Below are 17973 nucleotides of genomic sequence, written 5' to 3'. Positions count from 1 at the left end.
AAATTATGACTATATTATTAATGTTAACATTTTGTGTTGTTATAGCTACTATTACTTATGGTGTTGTTCAGCAAAGTAAAATAGATCTTTTAGGAAAACAAAAGATAAAAAAAGCACTTAAAATAAACCTAGGTGTATTTATTCCGGTTATGATGGGTGCTTTAATAGTAAATATTCCAAGCGTAGCGCGTGCTGCAACAGCGGTGGCAGTAAACCCTGCTGCTGGACTTGGATATTTAGCGGCAGGACTTTCTACAGGACTTGCAACTATTGGTGCAGGATATGCTGTAGGAGCAGTTGGTTCTTCTGCCTTAGGTGCAGTATCTGAAGATCCAAAGATACTTGGTAAAACTCTTATCTTTGTTGGTCTTGGAGAAGGTATTGCTATATATGGACTTATTATTTCTATACTGATACTTGCGAAATTATAATTTTAGGAGAGAGGCTTATGAAAAGCTATTTAATAAGTGATAATATTGATACCTTTGTAGGTATGCAAATGGCGGGGCTAGAAGGTATTGTTCTTCATGAAAAAGAAGAAATAGTTAAAAAAATCGAACAATTAAAAATGGATGAGGCTATAGGAATAATAATAGTAACAGAGATAATTAGTGATCTAGTACCAGAGGAGGTAAGTAAAATAAAATTATCTAAGGAAAGACCTCTTTTGGTAGAGATTCCTGATAGGCATGGTTCAAATAAAGGTAGTGACTCTATATTAAGATATGTTAAAGAGGCTATAGGGCTTAAATTATAATAAAAGTATATTTATATAATTGAAAGTATATTTAAAAGTATATTTATATAATTAGTACACCAGAAGCATAAGAATTGGCAGGAGGTTTGGTTATGACCACCATTGAAGATAAGATAAGTTTGTTTTCTAAAATAATATATGACAAAGTAAATGAAGAAAAAGAAGAAAAATTAGAGGCCTTTAGTGTGGAGGCTGAAAAAAAAATAAATAAAGAAAAAGAGAAGATAGAAGTTCTGAGGCTTAGTCTTCAAAGAGAGGTTACAAAAAAATCTAATATTAAAGCAAATGGACTAGTGGCCAAAGAGAAGCTTAATAAGCAAAGAGAAATGTTATTTCTTAAGGATAAGTTAATTTCTGAGGCACTAGAAAATGTACGAGAGAAGCTTGTAGAATTTGTCTCAACTCCAGAATATAAACCTTATTTTCTTAGCTTATTAGAAAAGTCCCTAAAAGGAATGGATAGTGGAAAGTATTTTATTATATTATTAAAAAGAGATTATGAAAAATTTCAAAATGAAATTGGGGTTATACTTAGTGATTATAGCGATAGAAATGTGGATATAAAGATTTCTGAGGAGGACTTTATAGGCGGCATAATAATAAAAGATTTTGAGGGAAAATTTAAAATAGATAGCAGTATATTTTCCAAATTACAAGAAAGTAAAGAAATAATTGGTGTTAGAGTTATGGAAATGCTAGCCTTGCAGTAAGCTGGGAATTCTCATCTGTCCACTGATTTGGCAGCTTTGAAAAAGATGATTTATCAAGGGGAGGAAAAGCATGGAAGGAAATATAATGGGAGTGAATGGTCCAGTTATAAAAGCTGAGCACATGAAAGGCTTTAAAATGAGAGAAATGGTCATGGTGGGGGAAAAAAAGCTCATAGGTGAAATCATAATACTAGAAGATGACTACGCAACTATTCAGGTCTATGAAGAAACTAGTGGTCTTAAGATAGGTGAACCTGTGATTTCCACTGGAAATCCTCTTTCTCTTAAACTTGGACCAGGGATACTAGGAAATATATTTGATGGAATTGAGAGGCCACTAGAAAAAATAAATGAAATGTCCCATGGATTTTTACCAGAGGGTATAGGCCTTATTTCACTTGATGAAGAAAAACTTTGGGATGTAGATATTACAGTAAAACTTGGAGATGAATTAAAGCAGGGACATATATATGCAACTGTTCAAGAAACAGAAACTATTATACATAAGATAATGGTACCACCTGGAGTATTTGGAACAGTAGTAGAGGTAAGTGAAAGTGGAAGCTATAATATAGAAACAGTAGTAGTTAAATTAAAGCAGGGCGAGAATATTCATGAACTTAAACTTTACCAATCTTGGCCTGTAAGACAGCCAAGACCAGTAAAAGATAAAAAAACTATTTTTAAACCTCTTATTACGGGACAAAGAATAATAGATATATTTTTTCCACTGGCTAAGGGAGGAACTTGTGCTATTCCTGGAGGGTTTGGTACTGGAAAGACTATAACTCAACATCAGCTTGCAAAGTGGTCTGATGCAGATATTATAGTGTACATTGGTTGCGGAGAAAGAGGAAATGAAATGACAGAAGTTCTAGAAGACTTTCCAAAACTAATAGATCCTAGAACTGATTTGCCACTAATGAATAGGACTGTACTTATAGCAAATACATCAAATATGCCCGTAGCTGCAAGAGAAGCAAGTATTTATACAGGCATAACTATAGCAGAATATTTTAGGGATATGGGATATCATGTTGCTATAATGGCAGACTCAACTTCAAGATGGGCTGAAGCACTCCGTGAGATTTCAGGTAGACTAGAAGAGATGCCTGCTGAAGAAGGATATCCAGCTTATCTTCCATCAAGAATTGCAGAGTTCTATGAAAGAGCAGGATATGTAGAAAACTTAAATGATACTGAAGGATCTGTTACAGTAATTGGAGCAGTTTCTCCTGCTGGCGGAGATTTTTCAGAACCTGTTACTCAAAATACGAAAAGATTTGTTTCAGCCTTTTTAGGTCTTGATAAAAAATTGGCTTATGCAAGGCATTATCCAGCAATAAACTGGCTAACTAGTTATAGCGGATACGTTTCACTTTTAAAAGATTGGTATGAGGAAAACGTGGCGGCGGACGTAATGGAATTAAGAGCAAAGATGCTTAAACTTTTATATGAAGAAAATAAGCTTTTAGAGATAGTTAAGCTAGTAGGTGAGGATGTACTTCCAGACGAACAAAGGCTTATCATAGAGATAGCAAAATGTCTTAAAATAGCATTCCTCCAACAAAATGCATATAATGCCGTGGACACTTATGTGCCTTTAAACAAACAATACAAAATGCTTAAAGCTATAGAATTCTTTTATGATAGTGGACGCAAGGCTGTAAAATTTGGAATACCAATTTCAGTTATAATGAATAAGGAATTAATGGAAAAACTTTATAAAATGAAGTACAATGTGCCCAATGATAATCCAGAGCTAATAGATGATTTAGAAAGTGAATTAGCAAGTTATTTTGAGGAGCTTATAGAAAAATACAAGTAAGGTATCGGATAATTATTGTATACCTATAGATACTAGCAAGGAGGTGCAAAATGAAGAAAGAATATTTAATGTTAAATAAAGTTCAAGGCCCTTTAATTATACTTTCTAATGTGGAAGACGTTGCCTATGATGAAATAGTTGATATATTGGTTGATGGAAAAGATAAAAAAAAGGGAAAAGTTGTTCAAATATATAAAGACAAGGCTATAGTACAAGTCTTTGAAACAACAACTGGAATGTCAGTGGACAATACTTCAGTGCATTTTAAAGGTGAATCCTTTAAAATAGCTATTACAAAGGATATATTAGGTAGAGAATTTAATGGAATAGGTGACCCAAGAGATAATGGTGGGGAAGTTTATTCTTCAAAGAAATATGATATAAATGGAAGGCCTATGAACCCTGTAGCTAGAAGATATCCTAGAGATTATATACAAACAGGAATATCGTCTATAGATTGCCTTGCTACATTAATACGAGGACAAAAACTTCCTATATTCTCTGGAAATGGTATGGCTCATAATGAGCTAGCGGCGCAAATAGTAAGGCAAGCAAAAGTTTCTAGTGAGGCAGACGAAAAATTCTGTATAGTATTTGGAGCTATGGGAATAAAGTATGATGATGCTAACTTTTTTAAGAAAAGTTTTGAAGAAGCGGGAGTACTCGAAAAGGTAGTTATGTTTACAAATTTAGCTGATGATCCTATAGTTGAGAGGATCATAGCCCCAAGATGTGCGCTTACTGCTGCAGAATACTTAGCTTTTGAAGAAGATATGCATGTGCTTGTAATACTTACAGATATGACTAATTATTGTGAAGCTTTAAGGGAACTTTCATCATTAAAAGAAGAGGTTCCAAGTAGAAAGGGTTACCCCGGATATCTATATTCTGATCTGGCATCGCTTTACGAAAGAGCTGGTATGATGAAAGGGAAAAAGGGTAGCATAACACAAATACCAATACTCACTATGCCTAACGATGATATAACGCATCCAGTGCCTGATCTTACAGGTTTCATTACGGAAGGGCAAATTGTTTTAAGTAGAGGAATTCAGCAAAGAGACATATATCCTCCAGTAAATATTTTATCATCGCTTTCTAGGCTTATGAAAGATGGCATTGGTGAAGGGTTTACAAGGGAAGATCATGGAGATGTATCTAATCAGATATTTGCAGCTTACTCTAGGGTGCAAGATGTAATAGCATTAGCGCAGGTTATAGGAGAAGATGAGCTTTCAGAAACAGACAAGATATACATGGATTTTGGTAGAGCTTTTGAAGAAAGATTTTTAAAACAGGACTATGATGAAAATAGGGATATGGAAGAAACTTTAGATTTAGCTTGGAAAATTCTTGGTATATTGCCTAGGAATGAACTGGATAGGGTTTCGCCTAAAATTCTAGATAAATATTATGTAGCGGCGGTGTTGTAGTATGGAAACTTTTGCACCAACTAAATCTACCTTAATGTCTGCTAAAAATTCCTTGGATTTTTCTAAAAGTGGATTTGAATTATTGGATAAAAAAAGAAATGTTCTTATAAGAGAAATGATGTCTTATGTAGATAAAGCACGTGGACTTCAAGACCAGGTAAATAAAACCTTTTCAAAAGCATATAAAGCATTAGAATCTGCAAATATAAATTCTGGAATAACAAATATACAAGATATAGCTATGACTGTGGAAGAAGCTAAAGATTATGACATGTTATTCAAGAGTGTTATGGGGGTAGAAGTACCAAAAATTATTTTTGAGAGAAAAGATATACATCCTAAATATGGATTTTACAGAAGTAGTGCGACTATTGATGAGGCAATGAAGGAATTTAACGATGTGAAATATTTAACCTATGAGCTAGCAGAAGTAGAAAATGCTGTGTACAGATTAGCCATGGAAGTAAAGAAAACCCAAAAGAGAGCAAATGCACTTCAAAATATACAAATTCCTAAATTTGAGGAAATAGTAAAATTTATTACTGAAGTTCTAGAAGAGAAGGAAAGAGAAGACTTTTTTAGGTTAAAAGTAGTAAAAAAGAAACATAGAAAAGAAGATTAATATTTCAATAACAAATATTATTAAAAATTAAATATTGGAATATTAAAGCGTGTATCCAACTGAGTAGAGGGTGCACGCTTTAATATTTTTGAATTTAATCAGCAATATTTTATAGAGAAGTTAATAGAAGGTTAATTTTAATAAAAGAATATTCAAATTATTCAAGGTGTGATATAATGGTTTACATAGGGAGGACAAAATAGGAAAATTATAAAAGAATTAGAAATAAAAAATGAAATGCTAAAGTGTAAGAAAATTTTAAGTTAAATTACTGTTTAGTTTTAAATAATATATGCAAAGTATATGATTAGAAGCAAAATTTTAAATAAATAATAAGAGGTGGAATATGGAAGAATACAGAGGCTATGTAATAGAAGTTATGGACAACAACGAGAAAGAATATCCTTTTAAAGCAATTGCAAGGAAAGAAGAAGAGGAAATAAAACATAAGGGACATAGCAAGCTACAGGCCATTGATCTTGTTAAAGGAACTATTAATTTAGCAATAGCTAGAAATATGAAATAAGAAATAAAAAAATGGTATTTTTAAACTATTTTAAAGAAAAGTGTTGCAAACTAATAATATATATGGTATTCTAAATGAGTTGAGATTGCAAAATCAACAACATCAAGATTTAATATGATTTAAACATTACCTTTTTAGGCATATAAAGTAAATCAGCTCTTAAATCTTAATATAAATAAAAAGGAGAAATGTTTAAATGGCAGATAAAACTATTGTATGTAAAGATTGTTCACAAGAATTCGTATTCACTGAGGGTGAACAGGAATTTTATAAAGAAAAAGGATTTGAAAATGAACCACAAAGATGTCCTGATTGTAGAAGAGCTAAAAAACAACAAAACAATAGAGGATTTCAAAGATAATTATATCTAATACAAGACCTGTAGGAATTTATTCCTACAGGTTTTTATTATGTAAAAAAATATTGTATAATTTCTAAAAACTTATGGTATAGTATATTAAAGATGAGGCACGCAAAGTGGAACATTAGGTTAAGGTTGCCTAAGGAAAAGGAGGAAATACAGCATGAAAAATATAAAATTTAATAAAACTGTTTTGGATAAAATTAAAATGCAGAATGCTAATTTGATAATTCCTAAAGTACAACATGTTCACGGAGGATCCTATGTGGGAGAAAGAAAAGATGGTAAGAAAAATGGCCAAGGTACCTTTATTTATACGGATGGAAGTAAATATGTAGGTCTTTGGAAGAATGACAAGATGCATGGCCTGGGAACTCTTACTTGGGCTTGCGGGGAAAAATATATAGGTCAATGGAATAATGATGAAAAACACGGAAGTGGAATATACACATGGCCAGATGGTGAAAAGTATATAGGAGAGTGGGAAAATGATGAAAAATGTGGTCAAGGCATTTGCAATTGGCCAGATGGAGATTCCTATGTAGGCCAGTGGAAAGATGGACTTAGACATGGAGATGGGATTCATAATTGGGCTGGAGGAGAAAAATATATAGGGCAATGGCAAAATGATGAAAGACAAGGGTCTGGAATGTATATATATGCTGATGGAGAAATTGAAATGGGACAATCTAAAAATAACAAATTAATAAGATAGAACTCATATAATAAAGGCATTTTAATGCTGAAGACTTTAGTTGTTATATTAAAGTCTTTTGTTTATGTAAGCGAAGAATATAATGTATATAAATGCAGAAGGATAGGTTGGGTAATATGAAGAAGTGGTATGGGAATACAATGACAAAGGTAGTAGAAACTTTAGATTCAGACGTTAAGTTAGGGCTAAGCGAAAATAAAATTAAATATATGAGAGAAACATATGGTAATAATATTATATTAAAGCCTAAAATAGAAAGCCTTTTAATTTTGATTATCAAGGAAATAGCCCAGTTATGGAATGCAGTGTACTTAATTTTTGTCATTATGTTGTTTTTTAATAAGTTATATATCGCGGGATTTATCGCAACTTTCATAATGCTAGCTAGTCTTATATTAATAATCATTGGAGACTATAAGGAAGAAAAGAATTTAAAGGCAATAGATAATCTTAATGTACCTTTTGCCGTTGTAATAAGAAACGGAAAGAGATGCAAAATAGGATGTGAGGAAATAGTAGTTGGGGATATAGTTTTTTTAGAAAAGAGTAGCTATGTTCCAGCAGATATTAGGCTAATAGAATGCGAAAATCTTGTAGTTAAAGAAGTAGCTGTAACAGGTGAAAAATATGAAGTAGAAAAATACTCTATGAAGATAGAGGGAGAAATTATAAATCTTTCACAAATAAAGAATATGGTTTTTAAATCGTCTATTGTTACAGAAGGGTATGGCCTTGGGATAGTTATTGCTACGGGTATGGATACACAAATTGGTAAGATCTTAAAAGCATTACTGCATTATAAAAATGATAATAGGTTTTTTAGTAAAAGATTTGGTAAAATTGCAAGTAAAGCCTCTATAATTACTACAATAGTTGGCATATTCACTTTAGTGGTAACCTTATACCAGAAATTAGCTATCCATGAAATTATAAATGACCTTATTTTTATTTTTATGAGCTTTAATTTTCCTGTTATTATTATAATATTACTTGTGTTTTTTCATATTATATCAGCTAGGTTTAAAAAGAAGAATATTTACATAAAGGATATTTCTACCATGTACTTTCTTTCTAACATATCTGCAATATTTACAAAAAAAATAGGTGCTATTTCTGAGAATGAATTTATTTTCAGGAAAGTTTATTGTGATAATGGGCTTATTAATCTGGAAGACCAGGGTGTTGTTATTGAAGGTACATTAGAGCGAATGATTAGCATAGCTACACTTTGCAACGATGCTGAACTTACAGAAGGCGAACCATATGCAGAAAAATCTAATTCTATTGAGAGTTTAGTGGAATATGCAGTTTGCAATTTTTGTAGTGAAAAATTAAGTGAAAACAGTGAGCTTCAGAAAGAGCAGGAGCGAATTTTTGTAATACCCTATGATTCTGATAGAAGGATTAAAACTGTTGTAAATAAGAATGAAGACAGGTATAGAGCCAATGTAAAAGGTAATCTTGATGGACTTTTAAATAAATGTACTCATATATTAATTAATGGTGTGGAAAAAGAAATTAAAGACACTGACATTGAAAATATAATAAATGTTCATATTGAAATGTCTAATAGTTCCTATAATGTTATAGGCCTTGGATATAGAAATTTTAATTATGAACCCAGTATTGATGAGAATATTGAAAGCAATTTAGTTTTTGTTGGTCTGATGGTTTTTGAAAATCCTATAAAGGAAAGTGTCCATGCAGCAATAAAGACTTGTGAGGACCTTAATATTAGGTTGATTGTAGATGAAAGAGACAATAAATTAGCTTGTTTAGCTTTTGGGAAGCTTCTAGGGCTTGCAGTTAAGAGTGAACAAATATTATCAGGAATAGAAATAGATTATATGAGTAGTGAAGAATTTGAAAAAAATATTGAGGGGGTTAGAATCTTTTCTAAAATTTCCCCTAAACATAAAAATGAAATTGTTAATTTGCTGAATAATAGAGGATATTCTATAGCATCGCTGGGGGACACCTTAACGGATTTGGAATACCTTAATAACTCTCGTATATCCATTTCTACGGGAAGTGAATGCAGCAATGTAGTAAGAAAGCTTTCAAGTTTATATTTACAAGAAAATGATTTAAGTGAAATAATAAATTTAGTTCAGAAGAGTAAAAAGATTATTAACTATATAAGTGAATTAGCTTTATTTTTCTGCGTAATGGGTATAAATGAATTATTTATCATATTAGTTTGTTTAATTACTAAGGGTAAATTGCCATTTTCATTTATTGAAATTTTATTTTTGAATTTCATCAGTGCACCATTTTGTGGGTTATCAATTTTATTTCAAAATAAGAGTTCCTTGAAAAATATTAAAAATATTAACTATGATTATATAAAAAGAGTTTCTATTGTGACTTCACTTGCAACTTGTGGAATGTATTTTTTGATATTAACTCGTATACATAGATTTGCGACGTATAGTGCACAGCAGATAAGCACTCTAATTTTTGCACTATTTCAAAATCTATTCACCTTAAAGTTGTTACATGAAAATCATTTTTCTAAAAATAAAATTTCTTATGCCTTGATGTTAATAAATTTATTATTACAAATTGCTTTTATGTTTATTTGCTTTAATAATTTCAATTTTTAGTTATTTAAAACTAATGCTATTTTAGTTAATGAAAAACGTTACAATGCTAAAAAAAATGCTAACAGTGTTAGAGAAATCAAAAACAAGTAAAAATACCCTGATTAATTATAATTCTATTGGATAAAATAAAATTGTGGAGGTGTGAAAATGCTTGAAAATATATTTGAAACAAGGGTAATAGGAAGTAATACTATCTTTTTAGATATGCCAGAAGAAGAGTATTTCGTTAATTATAATAATTTGTCGGAAAGTGCGGCAGAGGAGATTACTTGTAATTATTTTAAAACAAGAAATAAAACTGGAATACCTCATGTGAGACACATTCATGCCACTCCTAATATCCATAGTGTTGAGATTATAATAGAAATAGAAGAGGATTGAACAAATTAATATGTTCTTTTAATAAATAAATTTTCAAGTTTATAGTTTATTATGGTTAGACCTTTAGTATATTATGCAATAACAATATTTATGGGATGCTTTACTTTTCTAATTTTAACTATTGATCCTATTTTAGGTGCAGTTATAGCTGCATCTTTTTTAGGTATAATGTATTTTACTATAGAGAAAAAATTTTTCTATTTAGTATTGTGTTTTTTCGTTGTTTCTGCTACAAATTATTATTCATATTTTAATATTAATTTGCCCAATAAACCAAACGTGAAAGTGAGAATTTCAGATAAAAGTACTTATTATTGCTATGCAAAATATAATGGTAAAAAAATAGTTTTGGAAGGAGATATCTTTAAATTAACCGAAGGAAGAAATGTTTGGATAAGTGGTAATTTTAAAAAATCACCAGTTTATGAAAGAGGAATAGTGGGAACCTATAAGGTTTTTGATTATAAAATATGTGATGAGGATTTAATATTTGTGATTGAAAATTTTAGAAGCAACTTATACCAAAAATTCTCTCCTATATTAGGAAAAGAAAAGGCGGCACTAGTTATGGGAGTGTGCTTTGGGGATAGTGGATACATAGAAAAAAACCAAAAAGAAGATTTTAAAAAATTGGGGATTAGTCATGTTATAAGTGTATCAGGACTCCATATGTCAGTAGTATATAAAGCACTAGAAATTATTCTTGGTTATAAAATTGCCATATTATTTTCTTTTTTATATATGGTATTTACAGGTGGGCAAGCATCTACCATAAGAGCCTTTATAATGATTTTTGTATTAAAAATATCGAGTAAAGTTTATAAAAAATATGATAGCCTTTCTTCTCTTAGCCTAGCTGCAATTATTCTACTTATAATTAGACCATTTTCTATTTTAGATATTGGTTTTATGCTTTCTTTTCTTTGCGTTCTAGGAATTATTCTTTTTAATAAAAAAGTTAAAAAGGTGTTATACAAACTACCCTCTATTTTAAACGAGTCTTTTAGTTTAAGCATAAGTTCTCAAATATTTTCCCTGCCTTATGTAGTTTTTGCATTGAAAACTTTTAGTTTAGGATTTATTTTTGGAAACTTACTTCTATTACCATTTTACACGGTAGTTGTAATCCTTGGAAATATAGGGCTAGGACTTAGTGGCATAAATGCATTGTTCAATTTAATAAATTATGGCTTATACACAGTTTTATCAATTATAGAATTTATTCAGAAAATTTTAGGGGTACTGTTACCCGAAATGATTTACTTTTCTTATATAGAGAGCTTAGTTGTATTTGGGCTATATCTATGTTATCTTGGAATAAAAAGTGGACATAAGCAATTTAAATATGTTCCACTTTGTGTTATTCTTATTATTGTATTTCAAAATTATAAAGTTTTTCCCGAGATTAGCTATATAAATATAAATAAAAATGATATAGTTTTAGTGCAATATAAAAAAAATACAATTGCGGTTTCTGCGGGTAACATTAATGGTTCTGGTATAAAGATGCCTGTTAAAATAGATAGGGTTATTTCTGGTTACATAGGAGATTCAACTATTAACCTTGGGGGCGGATGTATATTAAGATTAATTAGTCATGGTAGGAAATTAGAAGCACAAGTGTACTTTTTAGAAAAAACAAATAATAAAGTTACTAGCTTTGTATTTAATGATAAGGTGCTATTTAATAATACCAATAAAGAAATTATAGCATTTAGTAACATTGTAAAACTGAAATGGGATGATACATTTGTGCCTGCGGGCACAATAATAAATAAATACATAATTATAGGAAGCAGAGTTATAAAATTTTTATAGGGTTGGAGGAATGTTTTGATTAATTTTATGGATTTAGAAAAAAAAATAAAGAAGAATGAATTAGATAATTGTTATGTATTTTGTGGAGCGGATGAAAAATTAATAAAACAACATGTTAAATTTATAACTAAGAAAGCGTTAAGTGGCGATTTCATAGATTTAAATTATTCCAAGTTTGATGGCAGCAAAGTTGATTTTGAGACAATTATTGATGCTTGTGAAACCATGCCATTTATGAGTGATAAAAAAGTGGTGGTGGTATATAGAGCATCATTTTTAGAGGATAGCGGTGCAGGTAAGAATTTAGGGGATTTGAAAGGTGACAATTTTTCTTTGCTAAACGAATACTTAAAAAATCCTTCGCCCTATTGCATTTTGATTATATATTATGTGTTTTCAAGTGATAGAGAGAAACCCAGCAATAAAATTAAAAAATTAGAAAAAAAGGCATGTGTTATAAAAGTTGATAAATTAAAAGGTGACTCTCTTCAAAAAAAATGTAAGGATTTATTTGAAACTGCAGGTAAAAAAATCGGAAAAGCTGAACTTGCACTATTTTGCTCCCATGTAGACAATAATATGGATATTATATTAAACGAAGTAGAAAAATTAGTTTCGTATGCAGAGGGAAGAGAAATTACAAAAGAAGACATTTTGGCTATGGCACCTCAAAAGAGTGAAAATGATATATTTAATTTAGTTGATTATTTGTCTCAGAAAAATATAAAAAGAGCCTTAGACATCTTAAATGAACTTATATATAAAGGCGAAAAAATTCCGTTTATCTTATTTATGATAGCAAGGCAATTTAATCTTTTATTTAATATTAAATTAGGTATTGAAAGTGGGAAAGCAAAAGAAACTTTGGCGGGTGAGTTAAAACTTCATCCTTATATATGTGAAAAAATGATTTCACAGAGTATGAAATTTACTTTAAAGGGGTTAAGGAGAAATATTGGACTATGTGTTGAAACAGAAAAAACACTGAAAAGTACGTCTACTGACAACAAGATAAATATTGAAGTATTTATGATAAAGACAGTTATGTAACAAAAAAACAAATAACCGGTGCTTGTCACCGGTTATTTATTATGCAGTTAAACTTAAATTGTTTAACTTAGTTGCAAGTCTTGACTTTCTTCTTGCTGCTTTATTAATGTGAAGAATTCCTTTTGTTACAGCCATATCTAAAGCTTTAACCACGTTTGCATATGTAACCTTAGCTTCTTCAACATTGCCAGTAGCGACAGCTGTTTCGAATTTTTTTACCTTAGTTTTTAAAGCTGATTTAATCATTGTATTTCTTTGTGTCTTAACTAGAGTAACTTTAATTCTTTTTTTTGATGATTTAATATTTGCCATTTGTTTTTCACCCCCCTTTGTATTTAATCCGTATTTGCAGTCTTGGGGAAAACTGCATACGAGTCTATTTAATAGACAATAGACAATTGATATTATAGCATTAAACTTAAATCACATCAAGTGAAATTTATCCTATATATAGAAATTTTAATATAATGCTGCTTTAAATAAATAGTTTTAAAAGAATAGGAAAGAAATATTAGGAAAAGCTAATATTAAAAATCTAGTTGAGGTGAAATTATGATAAGTATAAGAACAGACTTAGCTGTGGAAGCTAAAGAGATATACAGTGCAGAAAACAATGGTGAGATGCCTGGTATTGATGTAGATGAGTATAATGAGGGTGATATTAAAATCACTAATGTAAAAATAGTCAGCGATGTTGGTGAAAAAATGATGGGAAAACCAAAAGGTACATATATAACTATTGATATCCCAGAATTTGTTCACTATGATGGTGAGGCTATGGACCGGGTTAGTATTGTAATGGGAAAGGTACTTAAACCTTTAATAAAATTAGAGGATAGTATGACGGCCCTGGTGGTTGGACTTGGTAATTGGAACGTTACTCCGGATGCTATAGGTCCAAAAGTTGTTTCGAAAATAATGGTTACTAGGCACTTAAAAGAATTAGTACCGGACTCTATAGATGAAGGTATAAGGCCTGTTTGTGCTATATCCCCTGGAGTACTTGGAATAACCGGTATGGAAACTGGCGAAATTATTAGAGGCATAGTGGAGAAAATAAAGCCTAATCTAGTAATATGTATTGATGCCTTAGCTTCTAGAAAAATGGATAGGGTAAATAGAACTATACAAATAGGTACCTCTGGGATTTCACCAGGAGCCGGCATAGGAAATCGAAGAATGCAAATAAATGAGCAAACCTTAGGAGTACCCGTTATTGCTATTGGGGTTCCAACAGTAGTGGATGCAGCAACTCTAGCAAATGATACCATTGATTTAGTGCTTGATGAGATGATTAGAACTGCAAATGCAGGTGGAGAATTTTACAATATGCTTAAGTCCATTGATAAGCAGGAAAAACAAAAGATGATCACTGAAATATTAAATCCTTATGTTGGTAATCTTGTAGTTACACCAAAGGAAATTGATATGGTTATAAATTCTCTTTCTAAAATTATTGCGAGTGGTCTTAATATAGCCTTGCAGCCTGCACTAGATCTCGAGGACATAAATAAGTTTTTAAACTAGAATTACTAATATAAACTAGTAATAAATCACTATATTCCCTCATATATAATGTAAAAGGCATCTAAAGAAAAACAGACTAGCATCTTGGTTAGTTATTTTTGAAGATGTCTATGCGGGGGGGATAAAAATGAGTTACAGCGGTATAGATTTCAAAGGTGTGAGTAACAAGCTGACCAGTGAAAAACCAAACTTTCCAAAGCACAATTGTAAAAAAGATACCAATGGGAGAGTATTTTCTAGTATTTTCACTCTACTCATTATTTTTTTATTTGGATCCATCTTACCCAAAAGTGTTAGGGCTTATGGTGAAGGTAAATATCAAAACTACTTTTACGTTAAAGCTATTAGCAATACCTTATCTGTGATTAATGTTTCAAAAACTGAAGAAAAAAACACAGATAATGAAACTAGCATTAAATTTGCAGTGTTATCTATTTTAGGAGTAGATATTTTAAATCCTATATCGATAATTGCAAAAGAAATTTCGTATTTAAATAATAATGAAATTATTCCTGATTCAAATGTAAATAATCATAGTAGTGGAGTAGAAAATTTAAAAACATTTATACTTCATCCCTTTAATTTAGGTGAAAAGCAGGTAAGCAAAAATGAAGCTACAATTCAAAGTTCTAATCTGGTTTCAACTCTGTATAACCCTACTTTGAAAAAAACTCTAAATAATGCTAGGCCTGAAGTACTTATATATCATTCTCATACCTCAGAAGCTTATCTAGTCTCAGACAAGGATACAACTAAAGTTGACAGCAGTTCAGATGCGACAAGGAATGTAACGGCTGTAGGAGATGTAATAGAAGAGGAGTTAGAAAAAAATTATGGGATTGCAGTTATACATGACAAGACTGTGAATGATAAAGGAGATTATTATTCAGCCTATAAAAAATCAGGAGTTACTTTAGATAAGTATTTAAAGCAATATGGAGATTTTAAATTAATTATAGATTTACATAGAGATAGTGTAAAGGCAGCAACTACCAAATTAAATGGGGAAAATGTTGCGCCATTTATGTTTGTAGTCACAGAAAAAAACCCTAGATATGCAAAGCAAAGGAAAGTAATAGATTCAATGATAGGAACATCAAATAAATTATTTCCAGGTCTTTTATACCCAAGAGAAATATATACTTATCAATACGGCATGGGCTTTTATAATCAGAATAGAAGTGATAATGCTGTGCTAATTGAAGTAGGCTCAGATAATAATACTATTGAACAAGCAAAAAATACTGGCAAGTATTTAGCAAGAATCATTGCAGAACAGTTAAATGGTAAAAAGTGAATAATTTATTTTAAAAAGTGCATCCTTACTAAAGGGAAGATAATAATTAGTAGTTGTTATCTATCTTTTAGAATTAGGAGGCATTTTTTATGAGGAAAAAAGGTAGAATTAAATATATTTTTATGATCTTTCTTTGCTTTTTAATATTTATATATGGATTTATTGAGGTTAACATTAATAAGCCAGAACTTGTACGGAAAAAATCAAAATTTACAATGGAATTATCATTAGTGCCTATTGATTTTAAGATAGAGACTGTGGGTTATGTTTTCTATGCAAATAGTAAAATTATAGATAGCATGAAAGACAAATGTGTAAATGCTTACAATAAAATAATTTCAAAATAAGTGAGTTTTAACATATTGTGTACAAAGTATTAGATACTTATGATATAATTTAAAGTGGTTTGTGAAAAACTATATGATTTATATCACATAAAAACAAATAACAATGGAGTATAAAGTATATTTAGGTTATGCTAAAGAAAATAATTTAATTCATATACAATAACGGGGGTAAAAATTAATGCAGAGTAATAGACAAAAATACATAAGAAATTTTTCCATAGTTGCACACATAGATCATGGCAAGTCTACTCTTGCGGATAGATTATTAGAAAAGACAGGTACACTGACTAAAAGAGAAATGGAAGAACAAGTACTTGATACTATGGATCTAGAAAGAGAAAGAGGTATTACTATAAAATCTCAACCAGCTAGGTTAATTTATAAAAGGCCCAATGGAGAAGAATATATATTTAACCTTATAGATACTCCAGGACATGTAGATTTTAACTATGAGGTTTCAAGGAGTTTAGCTGCTTGTGAAGGTGCAGTGCTTGTAGTTGATGCTTCTCAAGGAATTCAAGCTCAGACTCTTGCAAACTGCTATCTTGCCTTAGATAATAACTTAGATATTGCACCAGTTATTAATAAAATAGATCTTCCTAGTGCAAGGCCACTAGAGATAATTCAGGAAATAGAGGATGTAATAGGTATTGAGGCCCAAGATGCTCCACTAATTTCAGCTAAGACTGGACTTAATATAGAAGATGTTTTAGAAACCGTAGTAAAAAAGATATCACCACCAAGTGGAGACGAAGAAGCTCCACTTAAAGCACTGATTTTCGATTCGTCCTATGATAGCTATAAAGGTGTTGTATGTTATATAAGAGTTAGAGATGGTAAAGTTAGACAAGGCACAAAGATTAAGCTAATGAATACTAATAAGGTATACGATGTAGTAGAAGTTGGAGTTTTTGTACCAAATTATCTTCCTGTATCAGAGCTAAGTGCTGGAGATGTTGGATATATAACTGCCTCTATAAAAAATGTTAGGGATGCAAGGGTTGGAGATACAATAACAGAGGCTGAAAGACCTGCACTTCAGCCACTAAAGGGCTACAGACCAGCAATACCTATGGTATTTAGTGGTATTTACCCTGTAGATGGTTCTAGATATGGAGAACTAAAAGAATCCCTAGAAAAACTTCAGTTAAATGATGCAGCCTTGGGGTTTGAGCCAGAGACATCTATCGCTTTAGGTTTTGGATTTAGATGTGGATTCTTAGGCCTTCTGCATATGGAAATAGTGCAAGAAAGAATAGAAAGAGAATTTAATTTAGATATTATTACAACAGCTCCATCAGTTATATATAAAGTAATGAAAACTAATGGAGAGTTAATAGAAATAACAAATCCTACAAATCTTCCAGAACCTACAGAAATTAATTATATGGAAGAACCAATAGTTAAAGCCTCCATAATAACACCATCAGAATATTTAGGAACGGTTATGGAATTATGTAAGCAAAAGAGAGGCATATACATTGATATGAAATATATAGAAACTACTAGAGTTGTTTTAACTTATGACATGCCACTTAACGAAATAGTATATGACTTTTTTGATGCCCTAAAATCGAGAACAAAAGGCTATGCATCTTTTGATTATGAATTAAAGGGATATATAAAGGCAAGTCTTGTAAGATTGGATATTTTGCTTAAAGGGGAAAAAGTTGATGCTCTTTCTATGATTGTTCCCGAGGAGACTGCGTCTCATAGAGGAAGAGTTATGTGTGAAAAACTAAAAGAACATATACCAAGACAAATGTTTGAAATACCAATACAAGCAGCTATAAACGCAAAGGTAATTGCAAGAGAAACTGTAAAAGCAATGAGAAAAGATGTTTTAGCTAAATGTTATGGTGGAGATATTTCAAGAAAAAGAAAATTATTAGAGAAACAAAAAGAAGGTAAAAAGAGAATGAGACAAGTTGGAAGTGTTGAAGTTCCACAAGAAGCATTTATGGCTATACTTAAAGTAGATTAAAATGAAGGTAC

Annotated in this window: 18 protein-coding genes; 17 read left to right on the top strand and 1 reads right to left on the bottom strand. The window is 30.8% G+C overall.

Annotation, left to right across the window (positions count from 1 at the left end; translation table 11 throughout):
• Positions 1-5 precede the first annotated feature (5 nt).
• The 13 genes from KPL51_RS09215 (at position 6) to holA (ending at position 12807) form a co-directional block, all read left to right on the top strand.
• Positions 6-431 carry an ATP synthase subunit C gene (locus KPL51_RS09215; RefSeq protein ID WP_216159921.1) on the top strand — a complete coding sequence of 142 codons (426 nt, stop codon included), beginning with the start codon at positions 6-8 and terminating at the stop codon, positions 429-431.
• Between the two features lie 17 nt (positions 432-448).
• Positions 449-757 carry a V-type ATP synthase subunit F gene (locus KPL51_RS09210; RefSeq protein WP_216159918.1) on the top strand — a complete coding sequence of 103 codons (309 nt, stop codon included), beginning with the start codon at positions 449-451 and terminating at the stop codon, positions 755-757.
• Positions 758-849: 92 nt separating this feature from the next.
• Entirely contained in the window at positions 850-1467 is a 618-nt protein-coding gene (locus KPL51_RS09205) for a V-type ATP synthase subunit E (RefSeq protein ID WP_216159915.1), read from the top strand.
• A 70-nt stretch (positions 1468-1537) separates the two neighbouring features.
• Positions 1538-3295: a V-type ATP synthase subunit A gene (locus tag KPL51_RS09200; RefSeq protein ID WP_216159912.1), complete on the top strand. Its 1758-nt coding sequence runs from the start codon at positions 1538-1540 to the stop codon at positions 3293-3295.
• Between the two features lie 50 nt (positions 3296-3345).
• Positions 3346-4728, top strand: a complete 1383-nt coding sequence (locus KPL51_RS09195; RefSeq protein ID WP_216159909.1) for a V-type ATP synthase subunit B — start codon at positions 3346-3348, stop codon at positions 4726-4728.
• A 1-nt stretch (position 4729) separates the two neighbouring features.
• Positions 4730-5350 carry a V-type ATP synthase subunit D gene (locus KPL51_RS09190; RefSeq protein WP_216159906.1) on the top strand — a complete coding sequence of 207 codons (621 nt, stop codon included), beginning with the start codon at positions 4730-4732 and terminating at the stop codon, positions 5348-5350.
• Positions 5351-5696: 346 nt separating this feature from the next.
• The gene (locus KPL51_RS09185) at positions 5697-5876 is read left to right on the top strand and encodes a hypothetical protein (protein ID WP_216159903.1); all 180 of its coding nucleotides are present in this window, start codon (positions 5697-5699) and stop codon (positions 5874-5876) included.
• Between the two features lie 196 nt (positions 5877-6072).
• Entirely contained in the window at positions 6073-6237 is a 165-nt protein-coding gene (locus tag KPL51_RS09180) for a zinc-ribbon domain-containing protein (RefSeq protein ID WP_165413721.1), read from the top strand.
• Between the two features lie 163 nt (positions 6238-6400).
• Positions 6401-6952, top strand: a complete 552-nt coding sequence (locus tag KPL51_RS09175; RefSeq protein WP_216159900.1) for an MORN repeat-containing protein — start codon at positions 6401-6403, stop codon at positions 6950-6952.
• Positions 6953-7068: 116 nt separating this feature from the next.
• On the top strand, positions 7069-9558 hold the full coding sequence (locus KPL51_RS09170) for a P-type ATPase actuator domain-containing protein (RefSeq protein ID WP_216159897.1): 2490 nt from the start codon (positions 7069-7071) through the stop codon (positions 9556-9558).
• A 147-nt stretch (positions 9559-9705) separates the two neighbouring features.
• On the top strand, positions 9706-9939 hold the full coding sequence (locus tag KPL51_RS09165; RefSeq protein ID WP_216159894.1) for a hypothetical protein: 234 nt from the start codon (positions 9706-9708) through the stop codon (positions 9937-9939).
• 51 nt (positions 9940-9990) lie between these two features.
• Complete coding sequence (locus KPL51_RS09160; protein ID WP_216159890.1) at positions 9991-11757, top strand: ComEC/Rec2 family competence protein; 1767 nt, start codon at positions 9991-9993, stop codon at positions 11755-11757.
• Positions 11758-11772: 15 nt separating this feature from the next.
• Positions 11773-12807, top strand: a complete 1035-nt coding sequence (gene holA, locus KPL51_RS09155; protein WP_216159887.1) for a DNA polymerase III subunit delta — start codon at positions 11773-11775, stop codon at positions 12805-12807.
• A 39-nt stretch (positions 12808-12846) separates the two neighbouring features.
• Here the strand turns inward: holA and rpsT are convergent, their stop codons facing one another.
• A complete protein-coding gene (rpsT, locus tag KPL51_RS09150; protein ID WP_216159886.1) occupies positions 12847-13119 on the bottom strand; it encodes a 30S ribosomal protein S20 in 273 nt (90 codons plus the stop codon).
• A gap of 240 nt (positions 13120-13359) precedes the next feature.
• On the opposite strand from rpsT, the gene gpr reads away from it, so the two are divergent.
• The 4 genes from gpr (at position 13360) to lepA (ending at position 17962) form a co-directional block, all read left to right on the top strand.
• Positions 13360-14334: a GPR endopeptidase gene (gene gpr, locus KPL51_RS09145; protein ID WP_216159883.1), complete on the top strand. Its 975-nt coding sequence runs from the start codon at positions 13360-13362 to the stop codon at positions 14332-14334.
• Between the two features lie 127 nt (positions 14335-14461).
• The gene (locus tag KPL51_RS09140) at positions 14462-15631 is read left to right on the top strand and encodes a stage II sporulation protein P (RefSeq protein ID WP_216159880.1); all 1170 of its coding nucleotides are present in this window, start codon (positions 14462-14464) and stop codon (positions 15629-15631) included.
• An 89-nt stretch (positions 15632-15720) separates the two neighbouring features.
• Positions 15721-15978 carry a hypothetical protein gene (locus tag KPL51_RS09135; protein ID WP_216159877.1) on the top strand — a complete coding sequence of 86 codons (258 nt, stop codon included), beginning with the start codon at positions 15721-15723 and terminating at the stop codon, positions 15976-15978.
• Between the two features lie 178 nt (positions 15979-16156).
• Positions 16157-17962, top strand: a complete 1806-nt coding sequence (gene lepA, locus KPL51_RS09130; RefSeq protein ID WP_216159874.1) for a translation elongation factor 4 — start codon at positions 16157-16159, stop codon at positions 17960-17962.
• Positions 17963-17973 lie beyond the last annotated feature (11 nt).

Origin of the sequence: Clostridium bowmanii, from assembly GCF_018861315.1 — a bacterium.
Lineage (GTDB): Bacteria > Bacillota > Clostridia > Clostridiales > Clostridiaceae > Clostridium_AD > Clostridium_AD bowmanii.
The sequence above is the reverse complement of the archived record's forward strand: the minus strand, read 5'-3'. Positions and strand labels throughout refer to the sequence as shown.